Origin of the sequence: Acinetobacter sp. ANC 3813, assembly GCF_002135435.1 — a bacterium.
Lineage (GTDB): Bacteria > Pseudomonadota > Gammaproteobacteria > Pseudomonadales > Moraxellaceae > Acinetobacter.
Map to the genome: position 1 here is coordinate 18,946 of NZ_NEGK01000008.1, position 22,439 is coordinate 41,384.

Annotated in this window: 18 protein-coding genes and 1 pseudogene; 9 read left to right on the forward strand and 10 right to left on the reverse strand. The window is 39.8% G+C overall.

All coding sequences use genetic code 11. The features are described 5' to 3' along the window. Nucleotides 1–558: 558 nt before the first annotated feature. Nucleotides 559–1,437: an SMP-30/gluconolactonase/LRE family protein gene (locus tag B9T34_RS12520; RefSeq protein WP_086213468.1), complete on the forward strand. Its 879-nt coding sequence runs from the start codon at nucleotides 559–561 to the stop codon at nucleotides 1,435–1,437. A gap of 595 nt (nucleotides 1,438–2,032) precedes the next feature. Here B9T34_RS12520 and B9T34_RS12525 read toward each other — a convergent pair. Further along, a complete protein-coding gene (locus tag B9T34_RS12525; RefSeq protein ID WP_086213469.1) occupies nucleotides 2,033–2,968 on the reverse strand; it encodes a LysR family transcriptional regulator in 936 nt (311 codons plus the stop codon). Nucleotides 2,969–3,078: 110 nt separating this feature from the next. Here B9T34_RS12525 and B9T34_RS12530 point away from each other — a divergent pair, with 110 nt between their 5' ends. The 5 genes from B9T34_RS12530 to B9T34_RS19250 all read left to right on the forward strand — a co-directional run bounded on the left by B9T34_RS12530 (nucleotide 3,079) and on the right by B9T34_RS19250 (nucleotide 7,347). Further along, nucleotides 3,079–4,254 carry a fumarylacetoacetate hydrolase family protein gene (locus tag B9T34_RS12530; RefSeq protein ID WP_086213470.1) on the forward strand — a complete coding sequence of 392 codons (1,176 nt, stop codon included), beginning with the start codon at nucleotides 3,079–3,081 and terminating at the stop codon, nucleotides 4,252–4,254. A 126-nt stretch (nucleotides 4,255–4,380) separates the two neighbouring features. After that, entirely contained in the window at nucleotides 4,381–6,168 is a 1,788-nt protein-coding gene (locus tag B9T34_RS12535) for an IlvD/Edd family dehydratase (RefSeq protein WP_086213471.1), read from the forward strand. A gap of 22 nt (nucleotides 6,169–6,190) precedes the next feature. Next, entirely contained in the window at nucleotides 6,191–6,427 is a 237-nt protein-coding gene (locus B9T34_RS12540) for a hypothetical protein (protein WP_086213472.1), read from the forward strand. A gap of 308 nt (nucleotides 6,428–6,735) precedes the next feature. Beyond that, entirely contained in the window at nucleotides 6,736–6,894 is a 159-nt protein-coding gene (locus tag B9T34_RS19245) for a beta-propeller fold lactonase family protein (protein WP_139841272.1), read from the forward strand. A 129-nt stretch (nucleotides 6,895–7,023) separates the two neighbouring features. Further along, on the forward strand, nucleotides 7,024–7,347 hold the full coding sequence (locus B9T34_RS19250) for a lactonase family protein (protein ID WP_086213474.1): 324 nt from the start codon (nucleotides 7,024–7,026) through the stop codon (nucleotides 7,345–7,347). Here B9T34_RS19250 and B9T34_RS12555 read toward each other — a convergent pair. Genes B9T34_RS12555 through B9T34_RS12565 form a run of 3 tightly spaced genes read right to left on the reverse strand, consistent with a single transcriptional unit; the run spans nucleotide 7,306 to nucleotide 11,206 of the window. Continuing rightward, on the reverse strand, nucleotides 7,306–8,877 hold the full coding sequence (locus B9T34_RS12555) for an aldehyde dehydrogenase (NADP(+)) (protein WP_086213475.1): 1,572 nt from the start codon (nucleotides 8,875–8,877) through the stop codon (nucleotides 7,306–7,308). The genes B9T34_RS19250 and B9T34_RS12555 overlap by 42 nt on opposite strands. A 13-nt stretch (nucleotides 8,878–8,890) precedes the next feature. Continuing rightward, complete coding sequence (gene araD1 / locus B9T34_RS12560; protein WP_086213476.1) at nucleotides 8,891–9,889, reverse strand: AraD1 family protein; 999 nt, start codon at nucleotides 9,887–9,889, stop codon at nucleotides 8,891–8,893. A 12-nt stretch (nucleotides 9,890–9,901) separates the two neighbouring features. Next, entirely contained in the window at nucleotides 9,902–11,206 is a 1,305-nt protein-coding gene (locus tag B9T34_RS12565) for an MFS transporter (RefSeq protein ID WP_213034162.1), read from the reverse strand. Nucleotides 11,207–11,375: 169 nt separating this feature from the next. Here B9T34_RS12565 and B9T34_RS12570 point away from each other — a divergent pair, with 169 nt between their 5' ends. The 3 genes from B9T34_RS12570 (at nucleotide 11,376) to B9T34_RS12580 (ending at nucleotide 14,894) form a co-directional block, all read left to right on the forward strand. Then, complete coding sequence (locus tag B9T34_RS12570) at nucleotides 11,376–13,109, forward strand: IlvD/Edd family dehydratase (RefSeq protein WP_086213477.1); 1,734 nt, start codon at nucleotides 11,376–11,378, stop codon at nucleotides 13,107–13,109. A gap of 79 nt (nucleotides 13,110–13,188) precedes the next feature. Next, nucleotides 13,189–13,905 (forward strand): FadR/GntR family transcriptional regulator, encoded by a 717-nt coding sequence (locus tag B9T34_RS12575; protein WP_086213478.1) that lies wholly within the window; start codon nucleotides 13,189–13,191, stop codon nucleotides 13,903–13,905. Nucleotides 13,906–13,943: 38 nt separating this feature from the next. Further along, nucleotides 13,944–14,894 (forward strand): D-2-hydroxyacid dehydrogenase, encoded by a 951-nt coding sequence (locus B9T34_RS12580; RefSeq protein WP_086213479.1) that lies wholly within the window; start codon nucleotides 13,944–13,946, stop codon nucleotides 14,892–14,894. Between the two features lie 782 nt (nucleotides 14,895–15,676). Here the strand turns inward: B9T34_RS12580 and B9T34_RS12585 are convergent. The 6 genes and pseudogenes from B9T34_RS12585 to tcuA form a co-directional block, all read right to left on the reverse strand. Beyond that, nucleotides 15,677–16,732 (reverse strand): AbrB family transcriptional regulator, encoded by a 1,056-nt coding sequence (locus B9T34_RS12585; protein ID WP_086213480.1) that lies wholly within the window; start codon nucleotides 16,730–16,732, stop codon nucleotides 15,677–15,679. A 46-nt stretch (nucleotides 16,733–16,778) separates the two neighbouring features. After that, the gene (locus tag B9T34_RS12590) at nucleotides 16,779–18,281 is read right to left on the reverse strand and encodes a tripartite tricarboxylate transporter permease (RefSeq protein WP_086213481.1); all 1,503 of its coding nucleotides are present in this window, start codon (nucleotides 18,279–18,281) and stop codon (nucleotides 16,779–16,781) included. A 12-nt stretch (nucleotides 18,282–18,293) separates the two neighbouring features. Then, nucleotides 18,294–18,740, reverse strand: coding sequence for a tripartite tricarboxylate transporter TctB family protein (locus tag B9T34_RS12595; protein ID WP_086213482.1), 447 nt, complete (start codon nucleotides 18,738–18,740; stop codon nucleotides 18,294–18,296). Nucleotides 18,741–18,794: 54 nt separating this feature from the next. Continuing rightward, on the reverse strand, nucleotides 18,795–19,787 hold the full coding sequence (locus B9T34_RS12600) for a Bug family tripartite tricarboxylate transporter substrate binding protein (protein WP_086213483.1): 993 nt from the start codon (nucleotides 19,785–19,787) through the stop codon (nucleotides 18,795–18,797). 92 nt (nucleotides 19,788–19,879) lie between these two features. After that, on the reverse strand, nucleotides 19,880–21,025 hold the full coding sequence (tcuB, locus tag B9T34_RS12605; RefSeq protein ID WP_086213484.1) for a tricarballylate utilization 4Fe-4S protein TcuB: 1,146 nt from the start codon (nucleotides 21,023–21,025) through the stop codon (nucleotides 19,880–19,882). Next, nucleotides 20,961–22,422, reverse strand: a pseudogene (gene tcuA / locus B9T34_RS12610) (FAD-dependent tricarballylate dehydrogenase TcuA). The gene tcuB and the pseudogene tcuA overlap by 65 nt, the downstream one beginning before the upstream one ends. Nucleotides 22,423–22,439: the final 17 nt, after the last annotated feature.

A 22,439-nucleotide genomic window follows, 5' to 3' on the forward strand; every position in this document is an offset into this window, starting at 1 on the left:
TTTTTAAAATTTATATTTTCACTGCACGTGATAAAAATTTTAAAAAATATAAAGTTGCCTGCTGATGAATACCAATCACATTTTTAGAAGGTGCAATAACATATTATTATCAGTTTTATTTCATTAAAAAAATTGAAATAACTTCTATCCACCAATTATTGAACAAAAATACATCCAATTCCCCGAACTGAAAATTAGGGGATTTTTTACATAAGTTAATAGGATTAAATAAATCAGATCCTCAAGAGGTATCAGATCACTTACTTTATTTACTGTGCAGAAATACAGAGAGAAAATACTTACTCGAAATATAGCTTTTCTATTTACCAAACAGATTTTATTACTTTAAATATCAATATATTAAAAAACAAATTGAAAAATATTTAAGCACTCAGTTCAAAATTTATAGCTCTGTCTTCAATAACTGCTGTTTATCAAATAGTAATTTTTAATCATTGGTAATCCATTCCAATGAGTTTTAGTTTAATCAGAAAATACGTGATAATTCATTACAATTAAGTGTGCCCCAAAGGGATCTTATGCTGCAGGACAATATAAATGGAAATTAAAGTATTTGTTGATATCAAAACACGGTTAGGCGAAGTTCCGACTTGGGATCCAATTCGACAACGACTATTTTGGGTCGACATTGTAGACGGCCGCTTATTTTGCTGTGATGAACAGGGTGGAAATTTAAGAGCATGGGAAACCTTTCAAAAAATTGGCTCTTATGCATTGCGTGAACACCATAATGGCGCAATTGTTGCTCTTGAAGATGGTGTGTATAGCTTGGATTTTGATACGGGTGATTTGCATTTAATTGTTAATCCCGAGCCCAATATGCCATTTAACCGTTTGAATGATGGCGGTGTAGACCGTCAAGGGCGGTTTGTGTTTGGCTCAATGAATCGATTGGAAGAAGATAAAACAGGCATTTTATATCGGTTGAATGCCGACCTTTCAATTCAGAAACTTGAAGATAATATCAATACATCCAATGGCATCTGCTGGAGCCCTGCGGGCAATAAATTTTACTTTACTGACACTTGGCAAGGTGAAATTTGGTCATATGACTATAATCCTTCAAATGGAGGATTATCCAACAAGCAGGTATTTTGCACAGTTGACATGCAAGATGGCGGCTCCTCAGATGGCTCAACCGTAGATAGTGAAGGCTATCTATGGAGCGCTAAAGTCTATTCAGGCCAATTAGTGCGCTATGCGCCAGATGGCACAATAGACCGAATTATTGAAATGCCTGTTAAAAAAGTCACCAGTTTGGCTTTTGGCGGGAAAAATTTAGATGTGCTTTTTGTTACTTCAATGTCCCAGCCTCCGTTGCCAAGATTCCCCGGTGATAACCAACTGCGCGGCAGTGTATTTGCAATTTATGGCTTAGGCCTAACAGGCGTAGCAGAGACTAGATTTAAAGGTTAGCTGTCAGTTAATCATTGAAAAAAACAAACATACTGTAAATATATTTTATTTGCAGTATGAAGCGCTGGGATTTTTAAAAAGCGGTATAGGGTTGTCAAAAAAACCTTAAATATTACAAATATTTAAGGTTGTAAGAACTGCCAAATCTATAAGGTGTGTTTTTTCAGTTTAGTACAAATGATTAATCTGCCCTTTATCTCTTACTTATTGCCTTATCAGGACCTGCATCAGTAAACTATGACGTTAAATTATTGACTGCAGCTATACGCGATAATGGCAAAGACCCAACATTGCTGAAACAAATTCGGTCCCTCGTTTTTTTTATGTCTTGAGCAAGCAGCTGAACATGAAAACGGTTCAAGTCTATACGGCTGTATTTTCCTATCTTTGACTTAATATTTTTCGATAAAGCTCTTGGCTTACATTTATTTTATCCGTATCAATAAAGTATAGTCTTTCGCAGATTTCACTCAGATTGAAGAAAATGGCCCTATCTGCACAAAAGAAATAGAAGTCTGCTTTTAAAAGCGGCATCACGTCAGTGATAAATATTCAGTATGGCGTGATCCTTGCTCCAGTCATTTATTTTGGCGTTCTAATTCTTTTCACTCTGCTTAAGCAATATATTCATAAAAGTTTGAGCAATATCCGAAATAGGCTCACCTTTTCGGGTCAATATTCCATAATCCTGCGCATCTAAACTCAAGTCTGTTTTAAGAATATGTAATTTTCCATCTTTTACCTGCTGGCTCACCATCGCTTCAGGCAGCATAGCAATCATGGGGGCGCCGTTAAGCATCTGCAAGAAGGTCTGCATTGACATCGTATTCACCGTATTTAAGGGTATTTTCACATTTGCACGCGCAAATGCCACCTCCATCCTTTCACGTATCGGTGTCCCTTTTGGATACAAGACCCATGGCCATTCTAATAACTCCTCCAAAGAACAGAACTTTTTATTTGCACACGGATGTTTGCTATTCACCACAATACAAAAAGGTTCAGGGGCCAATGCTTGAAAAGCAAAATATTGACTTTGCGTGGCTTGGGTAAACCGCCCAACGGCTAAGTCCAAGGTGTGCTCACTCAGCATTTCCATCAAATGGTCACTAGTTTGTTCCACAACATCTATAGACAGCAAAGGCCATTGCTTTTTAATTTCAATAATTGAATTGGGTATCACCACAGCTGTTGCCGCAAAAATCCCGCCAATCTTCAAAAATCCATGCCCGCCTAAACGGAGCATTTCAATATCTTCAACAAAATGCTTTGCATCATTAAGTACACGTTCAGCATAAGCAATGACATGCTTCCCCAAAGCTGTGGCAGGCATACTTCGGGGTAAACGCTCAAATATTGTAAAACCCAATAAACTTTCTATCTCTTTCAGCATTTTACTCAGCGCAGGCTGACTTAAATTCATCTGCTCTGCGGCTAAATGCATATTACTTGTTCGAGCAAGAGTTTCTAATAAAACCAAGTGTTTGAGTTTAAGCCAATTATTTAAACTTGAATAACTTAAATCAGCCATTAAAAAATCCCTTTTGTGATAACTAAATATTATTAATGATTAGATTATTATCATTGGTACTTATTGAATAAGCATCCTATCATGATTTTAATTCAGACAAGGAAGCAAAAATGAACTTCTCGTTAAATTCACATAATTCATTGCCTAGTGACGGTACAAAGGGATGCTTAATTGGCCGCGCATGGATTCCTGGCACATTGTCCGGTCCATCGCCAATTATCTTGCGGGGTCATCAAGTCTTTGATATTTCAGCAGCCTTCAATACAGTCACCGAATTATTTGAACAAGAACATCCAGTTCAAGTACTGTCAAAAATTCAAGGTAAATGCATTGGTACAATTGATGAAATCTTTGCCAATACCAATAGCTGCCCGAATCCGGATAAAGCTTTTTTTTTAGCACCCATCGACCTTCAAGTCATTAAAGCCGCGGGAGTTACATTTGCAGCTAGTATGCTGGAACGGGTAATTGAAGAACAAGCAGCTGGTGACGCACAAAAAGCGCAAAACATTCGTGAGGTCGTTCAAAGTGTTATCGGTGACAGCCTAAAAACCATCCAGCCAGGTTCTGAAAAAGCGCTTGAATTAAAGCAGTATTTAATTGAACAAAATATGTGGTCTCAATATCTGGAAGTAGGCATTGGTACAGATGCTGAAATTTTCACTAAAGCACCAGTATTGGCTGCTGTCGGCTCAGGGCAGAAGATTGGCATTCACCCTAAATCAGAATGGAATAATCCAGAACCTGAAGTTGTTTTAGTCGCCAACAGTCAAGGAAAAATTTTAGGCGCAACTTTGGGAAATGATGTCAATTTACGTGATTTTGAAGGACGCAGCGCCCTACTGCTCAGCAAGGCGAAAGACAATAACGCTTCTTGCGCAATTGGTCCTTTTATCCGCTTGTTTGATCACACCTTTACTTTAGATGATATCCGTTCATGCGATGTCGAGTTGGAAATTAAAGGCACAGATGATTTTGTGCTAACTGGCTTAAGCTCCATGTCTCAAATTAGTCGTGATCCTGAAGATTTAGCTCAACAAACGCTCAATGAAAATCACCAATATCCAGATGGTTTTGTATTATTTCTTGGGACTTTATTTGCACCAACCCAAGACCGTGAAACATTAGGTGGCGGCTTCACGCATAAAGTTGGTGATGTTGTCCGTATTCATACCCCTAAATTAGGAGCGTTGCACAACACTGTGACCACCAGTGACACAGCCCCATCTTGGAACTTTGGCATTAATGCATTAATGCGCAATTTAAAACAACGCGAATTACTATAATTTTCACATATTATCCCTAAGTGTAATATCGAACATCTACATTGCGATTTATGCTTTAGGGGTAAATCAATTTTAAAACCTCATAATTTATAAATATTTAACAATTTATCAAGCAAGGATCTAAAAATGACTGATCAAAGTAAACGGATTTTTTTACGTAGCCAAGGATGGTTTAATGATCCAGAACATGCAGATATGACTGCTTTATATGTGGAACGCTATATGAATTATGGCTTAACACGTGAAGAGCTTCAGTCTGGTAGACCCATTATTGGTATTGCTCAAACAGGCAGTGATTTAACACCGTGTAACCGTCATCATAAGGAATTAGCTGAACGTGTGAAAGCTGGTATTCGTGATGCTGGCGGAATTCCAATGGAATTTCCAGTACATCCTATTGCTGAACAATCACGTCGGCCCACTGCCGCTTTAGATCGTAATTTGGCGTATTTGGGTTTAGTCGAAATTTTACATGGCTATCCATTGGATGGTGTTGTACTAACAACAGGTTGTGATAAAACCACACCTGCCTGCTTAATGGCCGCAGCAACCACAGACTTGCCTGCCATTGTTTTATCTGGTGGCCCCATGTTAGATGGTCACTACAAAGGCGAATTAATTGGTTCAGGCACCGTTATTTGGCATGCACGTAATTTATTAGCGTCAGGAGAAATTGATTACGAAGGCTTTATGGAAATGACCACGTCAGCATCTCCATCTGTTGGTCATTGCAATACCATGGGCACAGCACTTTCAATGAATGCCTTAGCCGAAGCTTTAGGAATGTCTTTACCGACCTGTGCTAGTATTCCTGCGCCTTATCGTGAACGTGGCCAAATGGCCTATGCAACAGGAAAGCGGATTTGCCAAATGGTTATCGACGGCCTAAAACCTTCTAAAATCATGACCAAAAAATCCTTCGAAAATGCGATTGCAGTTGCATCGGCTTTAGGTGCATCTAGTAATTGTCCTCCACACTTAATTGCTATTGCGCGTCATATGGGTATCGAACTTACATTAGATGATTGGCAACGTGTCGGCGAAAACGTCCCCCTTATTGTCAACTGTATGCCTGCAGGTAAATATTTAGGTGAAGGATTCCATAGAGCTGGTGGTGTTCCTGCAGTGATGTATGAATTACAAAAAGCAGGTGTCCTGCATGAGGATTGCGCATCTGTTAGTGGGAAAACGATGGGAGAAATTGCACAGCAATCGCAAACCTCTAATGCTGATGTCATTCTCTCTTATGAAAACCCACTTAAACATGGGGCTGGTTTTATTGTCCTAAGTGGTAATTTCTTTGATAGCGCCATTATGAAGATGTCTGTGGTGGGTGAAGCATTTAGAAAAACTTATTTATCTAATCCTGACCAAGAAAATAGTTTTGAAGCACGTGCCATTGTCTTTGAAGGACCTGAAGACTATCACGCCCGTATTAATGATCCTGAACTTAATATTGATGAACATTGCATTTTAGTGATTCGTGGTGCAGGTACCGTTGGTTATCCAGGCAGTGCCGAAGTCGTTAACATGGCCCCTCCTGTTGAATTAATTAAAAAAGGAATCGACTCTTTACCTTGCTTAGGAGATGGCCGTCAAAGTGGTACATCTGCAAGCCCTTCAATTTTAAATATGTCACCTGAAGCTGCCGTTGGCGGTGGAATTGCGCTATTACAAACCAATGATTTATTAAAAATCGATCTAAATAACCGCTCTGTAAATGTGCTTATTTCAGATAAGGAACTTGAAAAACGCCGTCAATCCTGGACACCATCAATTCCAACATCACAAACCCCATGGCAAGAAATGTATCGAAATATGGTCGGACAACTCTCAACTGGTGGTTGTTTGGAACCTGCAACTTTATATATGCGCGTCATCAATCAGGAAAATCTACCAAGGCACTCTCACTAACAAAATACTGAAGGAACTGGTTATGATGATTGGGAAAAACTTTATTTCGTGTCAACGCAGTGCTTCAAATGGGTTAGGCGCTTTAAAATCAAATTTCCCAAGCCAAGAAATTTATAAAGTCCGTTTAAATGCAGACAGCACATTGTTACCGATAAATCATGTTCAAGCATATAATCCATCTTGGCTGCTCAATGATAAAAAGGAAAAAATCTTTATGCGACAAAGGAAGCCAATGCTAAAGGCTCTGTTTCAGCATTAAGAATAGATCAGGAGGGTATTTTAACATTTCTGAATGCAGTCAATAGCTTAGGACAATAACTGACACATATTGAAATTTCGCAGGATAATCATTTTTTATTTATCGCGAATTATTCTGCCCAGCCTGATCACGCATGTGCTGCTGTATTTGCAATTCTTGATAATTGTTCATTCGGGGCGTCTGTACAGAATATCTCTTTTAAAGGTAACCGAGGCCTTGCCGGAGCGCCAAATAGATGGACGTGCGCATTCCATTACCTTTTATATGGAGGGAAAACAGTATATTCAGCAGATTTGGGAAGCGATTAGATTCAGGCATATGACTATCTTCCCAAAGCTAGGTATGCCTTAAAAAGAAATAAAACGTTAGATTTACATTTCCCAGCAGGCAGTGGACCTCGTCATCCGAGGTTTAGTAAAAATGGCGATTACGCATATGCTTCCAAGGAATGGGCGCTCAGGTTGTAGTCTTTAAAAGAATAGATAGAAAATATACTAAGATTCAGCAAGAAAATTTAACTGCTCAAACTGCTGCTGATTTTAAAGGTTGTGCGGGGCTGCTTCGCTCTCTAGACCAACGGTTTTTATATGTAGGAAATTGGTGCCTATTCAATTCACCAAGAAACAGGACGGCTAACTTTAGTTGGGCATTATTCGAGTGGCGGTAATGAACCGTGCGCATTTGATATTGATGCAGCAGGTCAGTATTTAATTGTAGCCGATGTCTTTAGCAATACGGTGAGCCAGTACAAACGCAATTTAGAAACAGGAACATTAACTCCGGCACATGTTGCTTTACAGATTAGTTTACCCACAGATATTAATTTTTTTCGAAATAAATTGGTTTTAAGAAAAAAAGGCCCAAAATGGGCCTCTTTTTTAGATTGTGTTTCGGGTCATCTCACCGTTGATCAATCTTAAGATATTGAGCGGGTTCTCATCACGTAATGCTTCTGGTAATAAACTTTGCGGATAGTTCTGATAGCACACTGGTCGCAGATAACGTTCAATGGCCAATGTACCAACAGACGTACCGCGTGCATCCGATGTTGCAGGATACGGTCCGCCATGAACCATCGCATCACAGACTTCCACTCCCGTTGGATATCCATTTAGTAATAATCGCCCAGCTTTCTCTTCCAATATCGGTACTACTGCTGCAAATTCAGTGAAATCAGCTTCATCCGCAATGAGGGATGCCGTCAATTGACCATTCATGCTACTGAGAGCTTGAATCAATTGGGCTGTGTCTTCAACTTCAATCACAATGGTGGTTGGACCAAAGATCTCTTCTTGTAACAATTGATCTGCTGCCAGCAGTAGCTGTACATCTGCTTTAAACAGCTGAGGTTGCGCTTGAGTACCTTGTTGCTCTTGACCGGCTAAATGCTGAATGCCCTGATGCGCGGTTAAATGCTCTAAACCTGAAGCGTAACTTTTTAATGTGCCTGCATTCAGCATGGTCTGTGCAGGCTTACCATTCATGATATTTGTCAGTGTCTCAATCATTTGACTATATTCAGGTGATTTAATTCCAATAATCAGACCGGGGCTAGTACAAAACTGACCACATCCCATCACCACAGAATCTGCCAAGTCCTGAGCAATTTGAGCACCACGGGTTTTCAGTGCTACAGGCAACATCAACATAGGATTGATACTGCTCATTTCGGCAAAGACCGGAATGGGTTGTGGACGGGCAGCTGCCAAATCACATAATGCTCGTCCACCTTTCAATGATCCTGTAAAACCCACGGCTTGAATCAATGGATGTTTGACTAGCGCTGCACCCACACCATTGCCATAGATCATATTAAATACACCTTTGGGCATATTGGTTTTTGCAACGGCCCGTTCAATGGCTTGTGCCACTAAATCTGCCGTTGCCATATGACCACTATGAGCTTTCACCACCACTGGACAGCCTGCAGCTAAGGCAGAAGCGGTATCACCGCCTGCTGTTGAAAATGCCAATGGGAAATTACTTGCACCAAAGACAGCAATAGGCCCTACGCCAATTTTAACTTGACGTAAATCTACACGGGGCATTGGTTGACGATCGGGCAAAGCCGTATCAATACGTGCACCAAGGAAATCACCACGACGTAACACTTTGGCAAATAAGCGCATTTGACCACTGGTTCGGCCGCGTTCACCTTGTAAACGGACAAGCGGTAAAGCCGTTTCCTGAGAAACAATCTCCAGAAAATCTTGCCCAAGTGCATCGAGTTCATCAGCGATTGCCTCTAGGAACTGAGCACGTTGTTCAGGTGACGTGTGACGGTAGCTTTTAAACGCTTGGCTCGCAACTTCACAGGCTTGATTGACTTCCTGTTCAGTGGCCTGATAAAACTCATAAGCCAATGCTTCACCTGTAGTCGCATTAACGCTCTGTAAGATTTCATGTCCTAACGCGCTGCGTTGACCTGCAATAAAGTTTTTCCCAATCATCTTAATCAGTTCCTTAAAGTGTAATCACTGCGCCAATCGGCAATTCAGCATGGGTATGTGCAAGTTTGTTTTTCAGAGGATGACCAAATTCTTTCATTTCAATTTCAAATTCATCGCCGACTTGTGCTTGGATTCCATCTGCAAATGACAACGTTGCTGTACCAAAATAATGAACATGCACATCCCCCGGTTTTAAAAATTGCTGATATTTAAAATGGTGATATTCCAAATTACTGAGGCTATGACACATATTATCTTCGCCTGATAAAAATTCTTTTTCCCAAATGACTTCACCATCTCGGCGTAAACGACTTGTACCGACCAAATGGTTTGGAAGTTCACCTGTGCGCAATTCTGGTCCATAACTGCACGCACGTAATTTAGAATGTGCAAGATATAGGTAATTACGACGTTCCATAATGTGGTCAGAATATTCATTGCCTAAGGCAAAACCAATTCGATACGGTTTTGAATCTGGGCCAATGACATATAAACCTGCAATTTCAGGCTCTTCGCCCCCATCTTCTGCAAAGGGTGGTAACGGCAAATCTGTACCAGGACGCACGACAATAGAACCATCCCCTTTATAAAACCACTCAGGTTGCGCGCCGACATGACCAGTAGCAGGTTTACCTTTTTCAACTCCCCATTGGAACATACGCATTGTGTCGGTCATGGATGCTGCATCATTTAAATTTTGTTGATGCATTTTGTCACGCGTAGACGCTGAACCTAAATGGGTTAAACCGGTACCCGATATAAAGCAATGAGCTGTATCTGGATGATCCAAAGGTGGAAGAACTTTCAATTCTGCTAATAAAGATTGATAGTCATAGCTGTCATCACTATACCCCAGCTGTTGAACTTGCTGTTCTAGAGTGAGCTGATTTTGAATAGCCATTAATGCTAAATCACGAACACTCTCTATGTTATTCACACGTTTAACGGTATTCTTTTCCACAATACCAACAGCACGCTGGTTATGGTTAATTTCAAACTGCATTACATTCATTACGAATTCCCTTTACGCTTGTTCACTTACATTTAATTTTTGAGATTTATTTCTTTCTAATTTTGAATAAACGAAGTACGTCAAAATTAAACCGAAAATCATAATAATAGAGAGGAAATACAGACCTGCTGCCATATTGCCGGTATATTCTTTTAATAATCCAATACCATACGGCCCAAGATAGCCGCCTAAATTTCCAACAGAATTAATTAATGCAATACCTGCTGCTGCACTTGCCCCAGTTAAAAACCGGCCTGGTAAAGTCCAAAAAACGGCAGTCGTAGAGAATAAGCAAAAAGCAACCGCAGACAATGCTACCAGCTGCAAGACAGGCGAGCTTAGCCATGCGCTCAAGAACATTGCACAGGCACCTATGGCATACAGAAAACTGAGATGCCCATAACGGTCGTTTAAACGGTCAGTACTGCGCGGAATAATCAAAAGACCGATAATACCAAAAACATAAGGAATGCTAGACAAAAAACCAACTTGCAGATCAGTTCCACCGCCCAATTGTTTAATAATAGTTGGAAGCCATAAATTTAAGCCGTAAATACTTAAGGTGACTGGTAGGTAATAGAGTGCAAGGGTTAAAACCCGTTTATCTTTTAAAGCGAGTAAAGGATTAGCATGCCGTGTTTGGTCGTATTCAGATTCATCTTTAACCAATTCATTTTTCAGCCAGTTTTTTTGCTGGTCTGTTAGCCATTTAACTTTATTAATATTGTCTGGTAAGTATAAGTATGTTGGTAGGGCAAGAAGAACTGCCGGTAAGCCTACTGCAATAAATAGCCATTGCCATCCATGCATATTTGCTACACCATCCATACCAAGCAATGCACCAGCCAATGGGCCTGCAACCATCATCGCAATGGGTTGAGACAAGACAAACATGCCCATAATTTTTCCACGATGACGTACTGGATACCATTGTGTAATTAAGTAAAGTACCCCTGGGAAAAATCCTGCTTCTGCAACACCAAGTAGAAATCTAAGTATGTAGAAACTATATGGTCCCTGAATTAATGCCATTGCCATGGTGATAAGACCCCATGTCAACAAAATTCGAGCAAACCATTTTCTTGCACCAAACTTATCTAAAAGCAAATTACTTGGAACTTCAAATAGAAAGTAACCAATAAAGAATAATCCAGCACCTAATCCATAGGCCGCGTCACCAATGCCAACATCTGCCCCCATATGCAAATGAGCAAAGCCAACCGCCGCACGGTCAATGTAGGCAACAAGATAAAGTATGACCAATGCAGGGATCAGCTTATATGTCACCGTCCGTATAACATCCTTTTCGAAATCCATATTCGACTCCACCTTCCATATATTTATTCTTAAGCATCATGCTAAAGGAAAATTTCTATAAAATAAAATATAGTATTACTATTTAAATTTCAAACCCTTTTAAAAAGATTTTTTTTAGTGTATTTTGCTCTATAATGTTTTAATAGTATTACTATATAAGGATATTTAAATGTCAGAAAAGAAACCTTTACGCTCAACGGCTTGGTTTGGAACGACAGATAAGAACGGATTTATGTATCGCAGCTGGATGAAAAACCAAGGGATTCCAGATCATGCATTTGATGGTCGCCCAATTATTGGTATCTGTAATACATGGTCAGAACTCACACCATGTAATGCACATTTTCGTAAAATTGCAGAACATGTAAAAAAAGGAATTTTAGAGGCCGGTGGTTACCCTGTCGAATTCCCTGTATTTTCAAATGGCGAATCCAACTTACGCCCAACGGCAATGCTGACACGTAATTTGGCCAGTATGGATGTAGAAGAAGCCATTCGTGGCAACCCTATGGATGGTGTCGTGTTACTTACAGGTTGCGATAAGACCACCCCTGCTCTATTGATGGGCGCTGCAAGTTGTGATGTTCCTGCAATTGTGGTGACAGGTGGTCCAATGCTTAATGGTAAACATAAAGGCAAAGACATTGGTGCTGGAACCATTGTCTGGCAAATGCATGAAGAATTAAAAGCAGGCAAAATTGATTTAAATGAATTCCTTTCTGCTGAAGCAGGTATGTCTCGTTCAGCAGGTACGTGCAATACCATGGGTACTGCATCTACAATGGCATGTATGGCTGAAGCCTTAGGCACATCATTACCACATAATGCCGCGATTCCAGCAGTTGACTCACGTCGCTATGTTCTAGCTCATTTATCGGGTATGCGTATTGTTGATATGGTCAAAGAAGATTTGACTCTTTCCAAAGTCTTAACCAAAGAAGCGTTTGAAAATGCCATTAAAGTGAATGCAGCCATTGGCGGATCAACCAATGCAGTGATTCATTTAAAAGCCATAGCAGGTCGTATAGGTGTAGATTTAGAATTGGATGATTGGAATCGTGTCGGCCGCGGCATGCCAACGATTGTAGATCTACAACCGTCTGGTCGCTTTCTTATGGAAGAGTTTTACTATAGTGGTGGCTTGCCTGCAGTCATCCGCCGTATGGGTGAACATAATTTATTGCCCCATCCGCAAGCGCTGACCGTCAACGGTGAAAGCATCTGGGACAACTGTCAAAACTCGCCAATTTATAACGATGAAGTCATCCGTCAAATGGACAACCCACTGCGTGAAGATGGTGGAATGTGTATTTTACGCGGTAATCTTGCGCCTAAAGGTGCGGTATTAAAACCATCTGCAGCTTCCCCAGAATTAATGAAACATCGTGGTCGTGCAGTAGTATTTGAAAACTTTGATGACTATAAAGCACGTATTGCCGATCCAGATTTGGATGTAGATGAAACTTGTATTCTTGTACTGAAAAATGCAGGGCCTAAAGGTTATCCAGGCATGGCAGAAGTTGGCAATATGGGCTTGCCACCCAAAATTCTTGAAAAAGGAATAACTGATATGGTGCGTATTTCTGATGCCCGTATGAGCGGTACAGCTTACGGCACCGTTGTGCTACATGTTGCACCTGAAGCGATGGCAGGCGGCCCATTAGGCGCAGTACAAAATGGTGACTTTATTGAACTGGATGCTTATGCAGGTAAATTACATTTAGACATCAGCGATGAAGAGTTGCAACACCGTCTGACGAATTTAAAAGAACCACCCAAACCAAACTTTATTGGCGGGTATCGTGAGCTTTATGTTAATCACGTACTTCAAGCGGATGAAGGTTGCGATTTTGACTTTCTTGTAGGCTGTCGCGGTTCTGAAGTTCCACGTCACTCACACTAAGTTACTCAAAATAGATGATCTTGTTAATTTACAGGCTCATCTATACCATATTAAGGTCAAAGATAAATAATTGCAGAATATGAGTAACGCCGACTATAAAAACCCTGTTCCGAGTAAAAGCCAGCACGCACTAATTGTTCAACAATTGGGTCTAAAAATCGTTTCAGGTGAAATTCCTGAAAATGAAAAATTACCCTCTGAAGCTGAATTATGTAAGGAATTTCAGGTTAGTCGTCCAGTTTTTCGTGAAGCAATACGGGTGCTGAATGCCAAAGGTCTAACTTATTCACGTCCCAAAATTGGTACTGTAGTTCGTCCTAAAGATGAATGGTACTTATTAGATCCTGATGTACTTTTTTGGCTCATTCAATCGACACCTGAAAATGAGTTCTTTAAAACGCTATCAACGGTTAGACGTGTTTTAGAACCTGAGTTAGCTTATATTGCAGCCAGTACAGCGACCGAAGAAGATATCGCACACATTAAAAAAGCATATGACGGTATGGAAAAAGCAGCGACCGTTGAAGATTTTATACAGCCGGACATTGATTTTCATCTTTCAATTGCAAGAGCAACGCACAATGACCTACTCGCATATATGTCAAAAATGCTGGTCTTGCCGTTGCAGCAATCTATTCAAGTCACTAGCCTTCGCCCCAATTTACAAGGCCATTCCTTACCTAGACATAAAGCTATTTTAACGGCCATTGAAAACAAAGACCCGCTGTCTGCAAGACATGCTTCTTTAGTGCAATTGGACGATACCAAAATGGCTTACAACTTAATCAAAAAATAAGTTGCTCATCCCTTTCTCTTTAATTTAAATATGGATTTATGAAAACTTTTAAAATTACTTGTACTGAAAAAGGTGTGCTCATCAACAAAGCATTTAACTTTGATTTTCCTGTGGAATACACAGAGTATGAACAGATTAGCCAACAAGATTTTTACACTCAAGTCCATGATCAAGATGTCATCATCATCAGTGATTTAAAAGTAGATGAACAAATTTTAGCGAATAATCCAGAGCTTAAATTATTAGCCTTATGTTCTACGGGTTATGACCATGTCAATCTCGATTTACTTAAATCTAAGAATATTAAAGTTTGTAATATTCGTGGTTATGCAGGCGATGCAGTCGCAGAACATGCTTTTATTCTTATGATGAATTTAATCAAAAATTTTGGTGCTCAACTTAATGCCGTACAAAATGGTACATGGTCTGAAAGTTCAGTTTCTTTTTACTTAGCATCACCAATACGCGAATTAAAAGGTAAAACTTTATCAATCGTGGGTAAAGGTGAAATTGGTACAGCTTTAGCAAGTAAAGCACAAGCCTTTGGTATGAATGTCATTTTTAGTGAACGTAAAAATGCTGAAAAATGTCGTGAAGGCTATGTTCCTTTTGATCAAGCGATTAAGCAAGCTGATGTACTTTCACTGCATTGTGAGTTAAATGATGAAACCCGTGAAATGATTGATCAAAATGTCCTAAATAAAATGAAAAAAAACAGTATTTTGATCAATGTAGGTCGTGGTGGTTTAATCAATAATCAAGATGTTGTTAATGCTTTAGAAAACAACCAAATCGCTGGATTTGGTGCAGATGTTCTAGATCAAGAACCGCCAACTAAAGACCATTTATTACTGAATACAAATCATCCAAATGTCATGATTACGGCACATATCGCATGGGCAACGGATGAGGCTCAAGAGCGCTTATTTTCGATCTTAGAAGATAATGTAAATAAAAATATTTTAGGTATAGAACAAAATTTAGTATAACTTGAATAGTCACTTAATGACAAAAGTAAAACTAAGCTTATTGTAAACATCGTCTGAGCTGTATTAGCTCAGATCTGAGCAATGACACTCGAATATGCAATACAGCCTTAGTTATCTCGAAATCCATGGGTATAGGGCTGATTAAGTAATTGCTGCCTTTAAGCTTTGTTCGACAAACCTATTCTTAAAAGCTTCTTCGGCAATATAATTTCTAGATGAAGAAGCCTACACTCAAAACCTAGCGTATAACTAATTGGCCCTGGTATAACCTAATACCATTTCGGTTGATTATTTCTACGCTTGCTAAGGCTTCGTGTGATGAATCATTAGAAAATGGCATTTTAATATAGGTCTTTGATTCACATCCGTTTACATTTTCGAAATATCATGAGCTCAAGTTCATTTTGATCTTTTGATTTATCCAACTTTTTTGCGAGGTGTTTTTCAGTTGACTTGAAAACAATACCTTCGGCAACACTATCATTTTGATCAAACTCATATAAATTGTATCATCTATAAAAGCTTATACCTCTTGCGCTGTTTCATACTGTGTAATTTCGATAAAAGCTCCATCATTTCAATATTGGTCTATAAGCTGCGCTTTTGGGGCTTATGCTATTTCGAGCAATATTTATTCTATAGTCAACTTAGTATGTATAACTATTTATATCCCGTTTGCCTTGTCTAAAGCTGAATGACCAGCACTAATCTATGAGATATAACAAACCCTAATTTTTCTTTATATTGAATAGCAACTATCTAATAAAAAATCTATCAACCTTTTACTCCTTATAGTTTTTATATTTTTGAATTGTGTAATGGCTAAGCCGAAATATTAAACTACTCGTTAAAATCACAAATATAAGTCGAGTTACCTGAAAGGCCACGACAATTGGAACAGCAACACCCAGTGCTTTAGCTGTAAGTGACATTTCGGCAATGCCTCCAGGTGATAATCCAAGCAGTAAAATTTGAATATCAATTTTTAGAAAAAATCCTAATCCAAAACAAAGACATAAAGTTAAAAAAACTGCTAAAGAATTAAACAAGAGCGTATTAAAAATGAACTTTTTATTGACTTGAAAAAAGTCATAAGGGAATTTGCTCCCAAGTGACCAACCTATACACAGCTGACCTAGATAAATTAATAAATTCGGCATTTTTTCTGTCAATAAGCCCCAATAAGACCATATGCCAATCACTATAAGTGGTCCAAGCAACCATGAGTTTAATAGTTTGATTTTTTGAAAAAACAATGCGCTCGCTATCGCCATGAACCCCAATAACAATAAAGTGAGTACATCAAAACTGGGGTTTACTGATTTCAAAACCTGTGTAGGATCAATAGGAAAAATCATGCCCAATAGCAATGGAAGACTGATGACTAAAAGTGTAATTCTTAAAGTATGTGCAGCAACAACTTTATCAATTTTAGCATTATGTTTTATTGCAACATTGACCATTTCACTCGCACTGCCAATCGATGAGGCAAACCATGCTGTAGCCCAATCTACATGATTGAATCTACGTTGTAATATAGCTAATATTATGTTGAGACTAACTGCCCACAGAACTCCAATGCAGACAAAAATTAGATAATCACCGATGGCATTAACCAAAGTCGGGGTAAAATATAGACCAAGTGTCATTCCTATTATTACCTGCCCACATTTACGCCACAGCTCATTACATTGAACTTGTACTCCAATTGCTCCACATAAATTCACGGCAAGTAAAGGCCCCAATAGCCAAGGTAATGGAAAATGTAATAAATTTGCGACTAAAGCACCTATAAATGCGACCACCAAGCCTTTGATATTTAATTTTAATTTTCCCATAAATTCTGATGCCGATGGCCAGCAAATGCTAGCCACCATGTTTCTATTAAATTTGTTTTTGCTTTTTGATAAATAAATACTTACGTACAAATGGCAGGATTAAGAGAAGTGCAGACATAATCCAAAGGCCCATGCTGATGCCACTACTCCACAAGATACTGAGTTCACCTTGAGAAATCGACAATGCACGGCGCAAATTTGACTCCATCAGCTCCCCTAATACAAAACCAAGAATTAGTGGGGCAAGTGGGAAATCAAACTTACGTAAGATATAACCAATAATGCCTAATCCCATGCACAGCAATAAGTCAAATATTGTGCTGTGAATCGCATAAACACCCACGAAACTTACAGCTGCAATAATTGGAATCAAGATATAACTTGGTATAGACAACATACGAGCAAAAAAACCAACCAATGGTAAGTTCAATACCAATAAAATAATGTTACCAATCATCAGCGATGCAATGAGTGCCCATACTAGTGTTGGCTGTTCTGCAAATAGTTGAGGGCCTGGTGTAATGTTATACATGGTTAATGCCCCCATCATTACAGCTGTCGTACCTGACCCCGGAATCCCCAAAGTTAACATTGGGACAAATGAACCACACGCTGCGGCGTTGTTCGCACTTTCCGGTGCTGCTAGACCACGTAAATCCCCCTTACCAAACTTACTACCATCAGTGGCCAGTTTACGTTCAGTAGTGTAAGCCATGGCACTGGCAACACTCGCACCTGCACCCGGTAAAATGCCCGAAAAAAAACCTAACAGTGAGCCACGAATCATGGTTGAAAGTGCACTCATGAACTCTTTAAAGTTAAATAATGAACGCTTACCCTGTTCTAAAACTACTTTACCTAGCGTTGTACGTTCAAGTAAAAGTAAGATTTCACTGATGCTAAACAGACCGATAACAACCGTGGTGAATGCAATACCGTCACTTAAACCAACACTATCAAAGGTAAAGCGATAAACCCCTGTAATTGCGTCCATACCTACCGTTGAGAGCGCTAACCCCATTAATGCCATAATCAAAGTTTTAAATGGTTGTGTACTGACTAAACCGGTCAAACATACGATAGCGAAAACCATCAGTGCAAAGTATTCAGCTGGACCGAAAGAAATTGCCCAACGCGCTAAAATTGGTGCAAATAAAACAATCCCTATAAACGCGATTGTGCTTCCAATAAAAGAACTGATAGACGATAACGATAAGGCGATGCCCGCTTTACCTTGTTGTGCCAAAGGATAGCCATCTAAAGTGGTCATAATCGCGCCTGCATCACCAGGTACATTCAGTAAAATTGCTGAAATACGTCCACCATATTCACAACCTAAATATACGGCGGCTAATAAAATGAGTGAGCTTTCTACAGGTAAACCAAGAGCATAAGCAAACGGCAACAGGATCGCAACACCATTAATTGGACCTAAGCCAGGCAATAGACCGACAATCGTTCCAATAAACGCACCAATAAAGGCGATTAATAGATTTTGTGGTTGTAGAGCAACCTCGAAACCCATCATTAAAAAATTTAATACATCCATGAGTTGTTATCCTTAACCGAAGAATCCAAGTGGTAATGGAACATCAAGTACGCGATCAAATAAATAATAGGTACTTGTACTTAGTATGATCCCTGTGATCACCACTGGAATGGTTTTCCCACCAAACAGTTTGCCCAATGCAATCGTCATAAGCAGTGTTGCAAGTACAAAACCGAAAAACTCAAAAATAATGGCGTAGATAGTAAGTGCTAATCCGCACACTACCAACTTCCCAATTAGATGCTTAGTCCAACCTAGTTCAACAAGTTCAAACATAATGGCTGGACGAACCGTTAAATAAAAAGCACTGAAAGTGATCGAGCCCATCAAAAGAATTGGAAAGGCTTTCGGCCCAACTGGGTCATAAGAAATCGGGGCTTGAAAGTTCAAAGCGTAGATCAATAATCCCAATCCAATCACTGTAATGATAGCTGTAAGAATGCGTTCAGATTTCATCATCTTCCCTCTAAACAAAAACTGAGTTAGCACATACGCCCTAACTCAGTTTGTTTGTTATTTTGATAATTTGTATTCTTCCGATAATTGACGCATTTCATTCGTTTGCTTATAAACATAAGCTTGAATTTCTTCTCCTGTCATTTCAAATGGTAGTAAATCTTGGTTCTCACGTACGGCATCAAATTTCTGATCTACCATCATTTTGTCAAATGCATTTTTCCACCAAGCATATGCTTCATCACTAACTTTAGGTCCCATGTAGAAACCACGGATAACAGGCCATTCAAGGTCATAACCTTGCTCAACTGCTGTTGGTAAATTTGAAAATTTGCCTTCTAAACGATCTTTTGCAAATACTGCCAAAATACGAATTGAGCCTGACTGTAAATGTGAACCGACTTCGCTGACGTTGCCCACCCCGACTTGAATATGCTGACCTAATAATGAAGTTAAAACTTCTCCACCACCTTCTAAGGCAACAAAACTCATATCCCGAGGATTAATACCCGCTTTTTTCGCCAGAATTGCAGTTTGCATCCAGTCCTGACCGCCAACACTGCCTGCACCACCAAAGCTGATTTTTTTCGGATCGGCTTTTAAAGCTTTCATCAGGTCATCAAGGTTTTTCAGTGGTGAATCTTTATGGACTGCCACTAGACCATAATCAACTGCAACACCTGAGAGCCATTTCACCTCTTTTTCAGTAAAATTACCGAACTTGCCTTGTGCCAAGTTCAACAATGAGCCTGTTGAAAATGCGACAACAGCATTGTTATTGGCAGAATCATTGTTCACAATCTTGTTATATGCAACTGCTCCCACACCGCCCGGCATATAGGTCACACGTATTGGATCTGTCATTACCCCTGTTTCTTTAAAACCTGATTGAATGAGCTTACAGGTCATGTCGAAACCACCGCCCGGTTTAGCCGGTGCAATACATTCTGCACGCTTAGGTTTACCTGGCTCTTTCGATGCATTACCTGTGCCACAACCGACTAAAACTACGCCTGTACAAGCCAGTGCTAACCATTTCATTTTTTTCATAGCAAAATATCCTTATTGCTGAATTATCCGTTATCTTGTTTCCAAGGGTTACCTATTTCTACCTCAAGCAAAGCTTTAGGCGGTTTGGGTGCTTACTTACTTTTTGCTCTAAGCTTTGCAATTCGTTCCTCTACTGCAAATTTCAACAATGCAGCGCTACGGTAAAAACCATGAGCAAACTTGCCGAAAGGAATAGTTAAAAAGAAAGTCATGACGGTCGCTAAATGAATAATCAGGAGCAATGCCATTGCAGAAGTGTCACGGAACACCATAAGTGCCAAGCCTGTGATACTGACGATTAACAACAAGAAGATGAAACCACGATCCATTGGTTTTTGCTTTGCATCACCATGCAGCGGGTCTCTTTTAACATTTAAGTAAAGCAGACCCATTGGACCAATCACTAATCCAATACCACCTAATGTCCCTAAAATGACGGGCAAACTGGTATAGGCATAAGGTGCTTCTAGACCTAAGAAATAGTGATACCCAGTTGCAACAGTCGTTGCGAGTAAACAAAGTAAGAAACCGTACATGGTAAAGTGATGAAATACACGACGGATTTTGGTATATCGGTCATCTTCTTCATTGCAGCCTTTACCATGTCCACCATCTAAATACTTCAAAGTTAGTACATTCTTAGATGCTTGTAGAATATCTGGCTGAGCCACACCTTCTGGAATGATCTTCGAGGTTTGTTTCCAGAATTTAATAATCCCTAAGCCCAATAAAACGATAGACAGAATAAAGACCGAGCCAAATAAAACGGCTAAAAAATTATGTGGGAAGATTGCATAGAAGTCACCTTGGTATCGCCCAAACAAATCCGTTCCATTGACCCAAACCCCTGCTAACATTAAGAAAAAGAAGATTATGGTCATAATAGAAACCAAGGTAATACCTGTTTTCTTGTAAATTACGCCAAATGCTGCAGGAACTGCAAAATCTTGATAAGTTTCTAAGCGTACTTGCGCCATCGCTTGAGGAATGTTGACACCAAACTCATGTGGCGGTGCATACTGACAAGCATGTAAACATGCACCACAATTATGACAAAGGTTTGCCATATAGTGGATATCGGCTTTTGTAAATTCAAGACGCTTAGTCATGGCTGGAAAAACGGCACAGAAAGTTTCACAGTAGCGACACGCATTACAAATTTGTAAGGCTTGTTTAACTTGCTGCTCGTTCTCCGTAAGTTGCACAACAGGAATTAAATTGTTTACATTCGCATTCATGATTAAGCTCCCTGCATAAATGCAGCTTTTGCGGCATTTTTCCCTGCAATACGACCAAATGTCGTTCCAATCGACATACCAACACCTGCTGTATAGCCTTGACCTAATACATTGCCCGCCATCATTTCACCAGCAACGAATAAATTAGGGCTAGGTTGATTGTTAAAGCGTACCGCTGCATCATCTTCAACTTTCAAGCCTAAATAAGTGAAGGTAATACCCGGACGTAATGCATAAGCATAGTAAGGAGGTTGACTCAGAGGCACGGCCCAATGTGTTTTAGCTGGGCTTAAATCATCAGTATGGCAATTATCAAGTACTGTATGATTAAACTCACCTGCCACACAGGCATTGTTATAATCCACAACAGTCTTAGTAAAGGAAGCGACATCAAGATTTAATTTTTTAGCGAGCTCTTCAATGGTATTTGCTGTTGTACCTTCGAATACCGGAGGCATAAAACGACCAACTGATTTTGAATCAATTATTGAATAAGCAATTTGACCTGGCTGTTTCGCAACTAAACGTCCCCAAATGGCATAACGTTTTGGCCAGAAATCCTCCCCTTCATCATAGAAGCGTTCAGCATGTTTATTGACAACAATACCTAGAGATACACAGTCAATCCGTGTGCAGATTCCGCCATCATATAACGGTGCACGTGCATCTACTGCTACACAATGTGACTGTGATGGATCGCCAATAATATCGGCACCCTGATCCATCATAAATTTTAGTAGGTTGCCTTGGTTAAAGCGTGTTCCCCGAATAATAAAATTATCTGCTGGCCATTCACCATTTTCGTTTTGGCCCCAAGCATCACGCAACCACGGTATATTTGACTCGAATCCACCTGCGGCTAATACACAAGATGCACCCTCAAAGCGTGTACCGTCTTCAGAAATTGCCGCTTTAAATTCGTTGTCTTGAATTTCTAAATCAACAATTTTAGTGTTATAACGAATTTCAACACCTAGATTTTGAGCACTTCTAAAATAGGCATTCACGAGCGCTTTACCTCCACCCATAAAGAATGCGTTGGTCCGAGCAACATGGAGTGCGCCCGAAAGCGGAGGTTGAAAATTTACACCATGCTTGCGCATCCAATCTCGGCAAGTGGCTGTACTACGAATCACTAAACGGGCTAAATATTCGTTTGTCTTACCCGCTGTCACCTTTAACAGATCCTGCCAATATTCTTCCTCTGGGTAGGCATCGATAAGAACATCTTGTGGTTCATCATGCATGCAACGTAAATTTCGGGTGTGTTGTGAGTTCCCCCCCCTCCACTCTTTCGGTGCAGCTTCTAATAATAATACTGATGAACCGGCTTCTCTTGCTGTTAAAGCTGCACATAAAGCGGCATTCCCACCGCCAATCACAATTACATCATGCATTCGATGTCTTCCCTCTC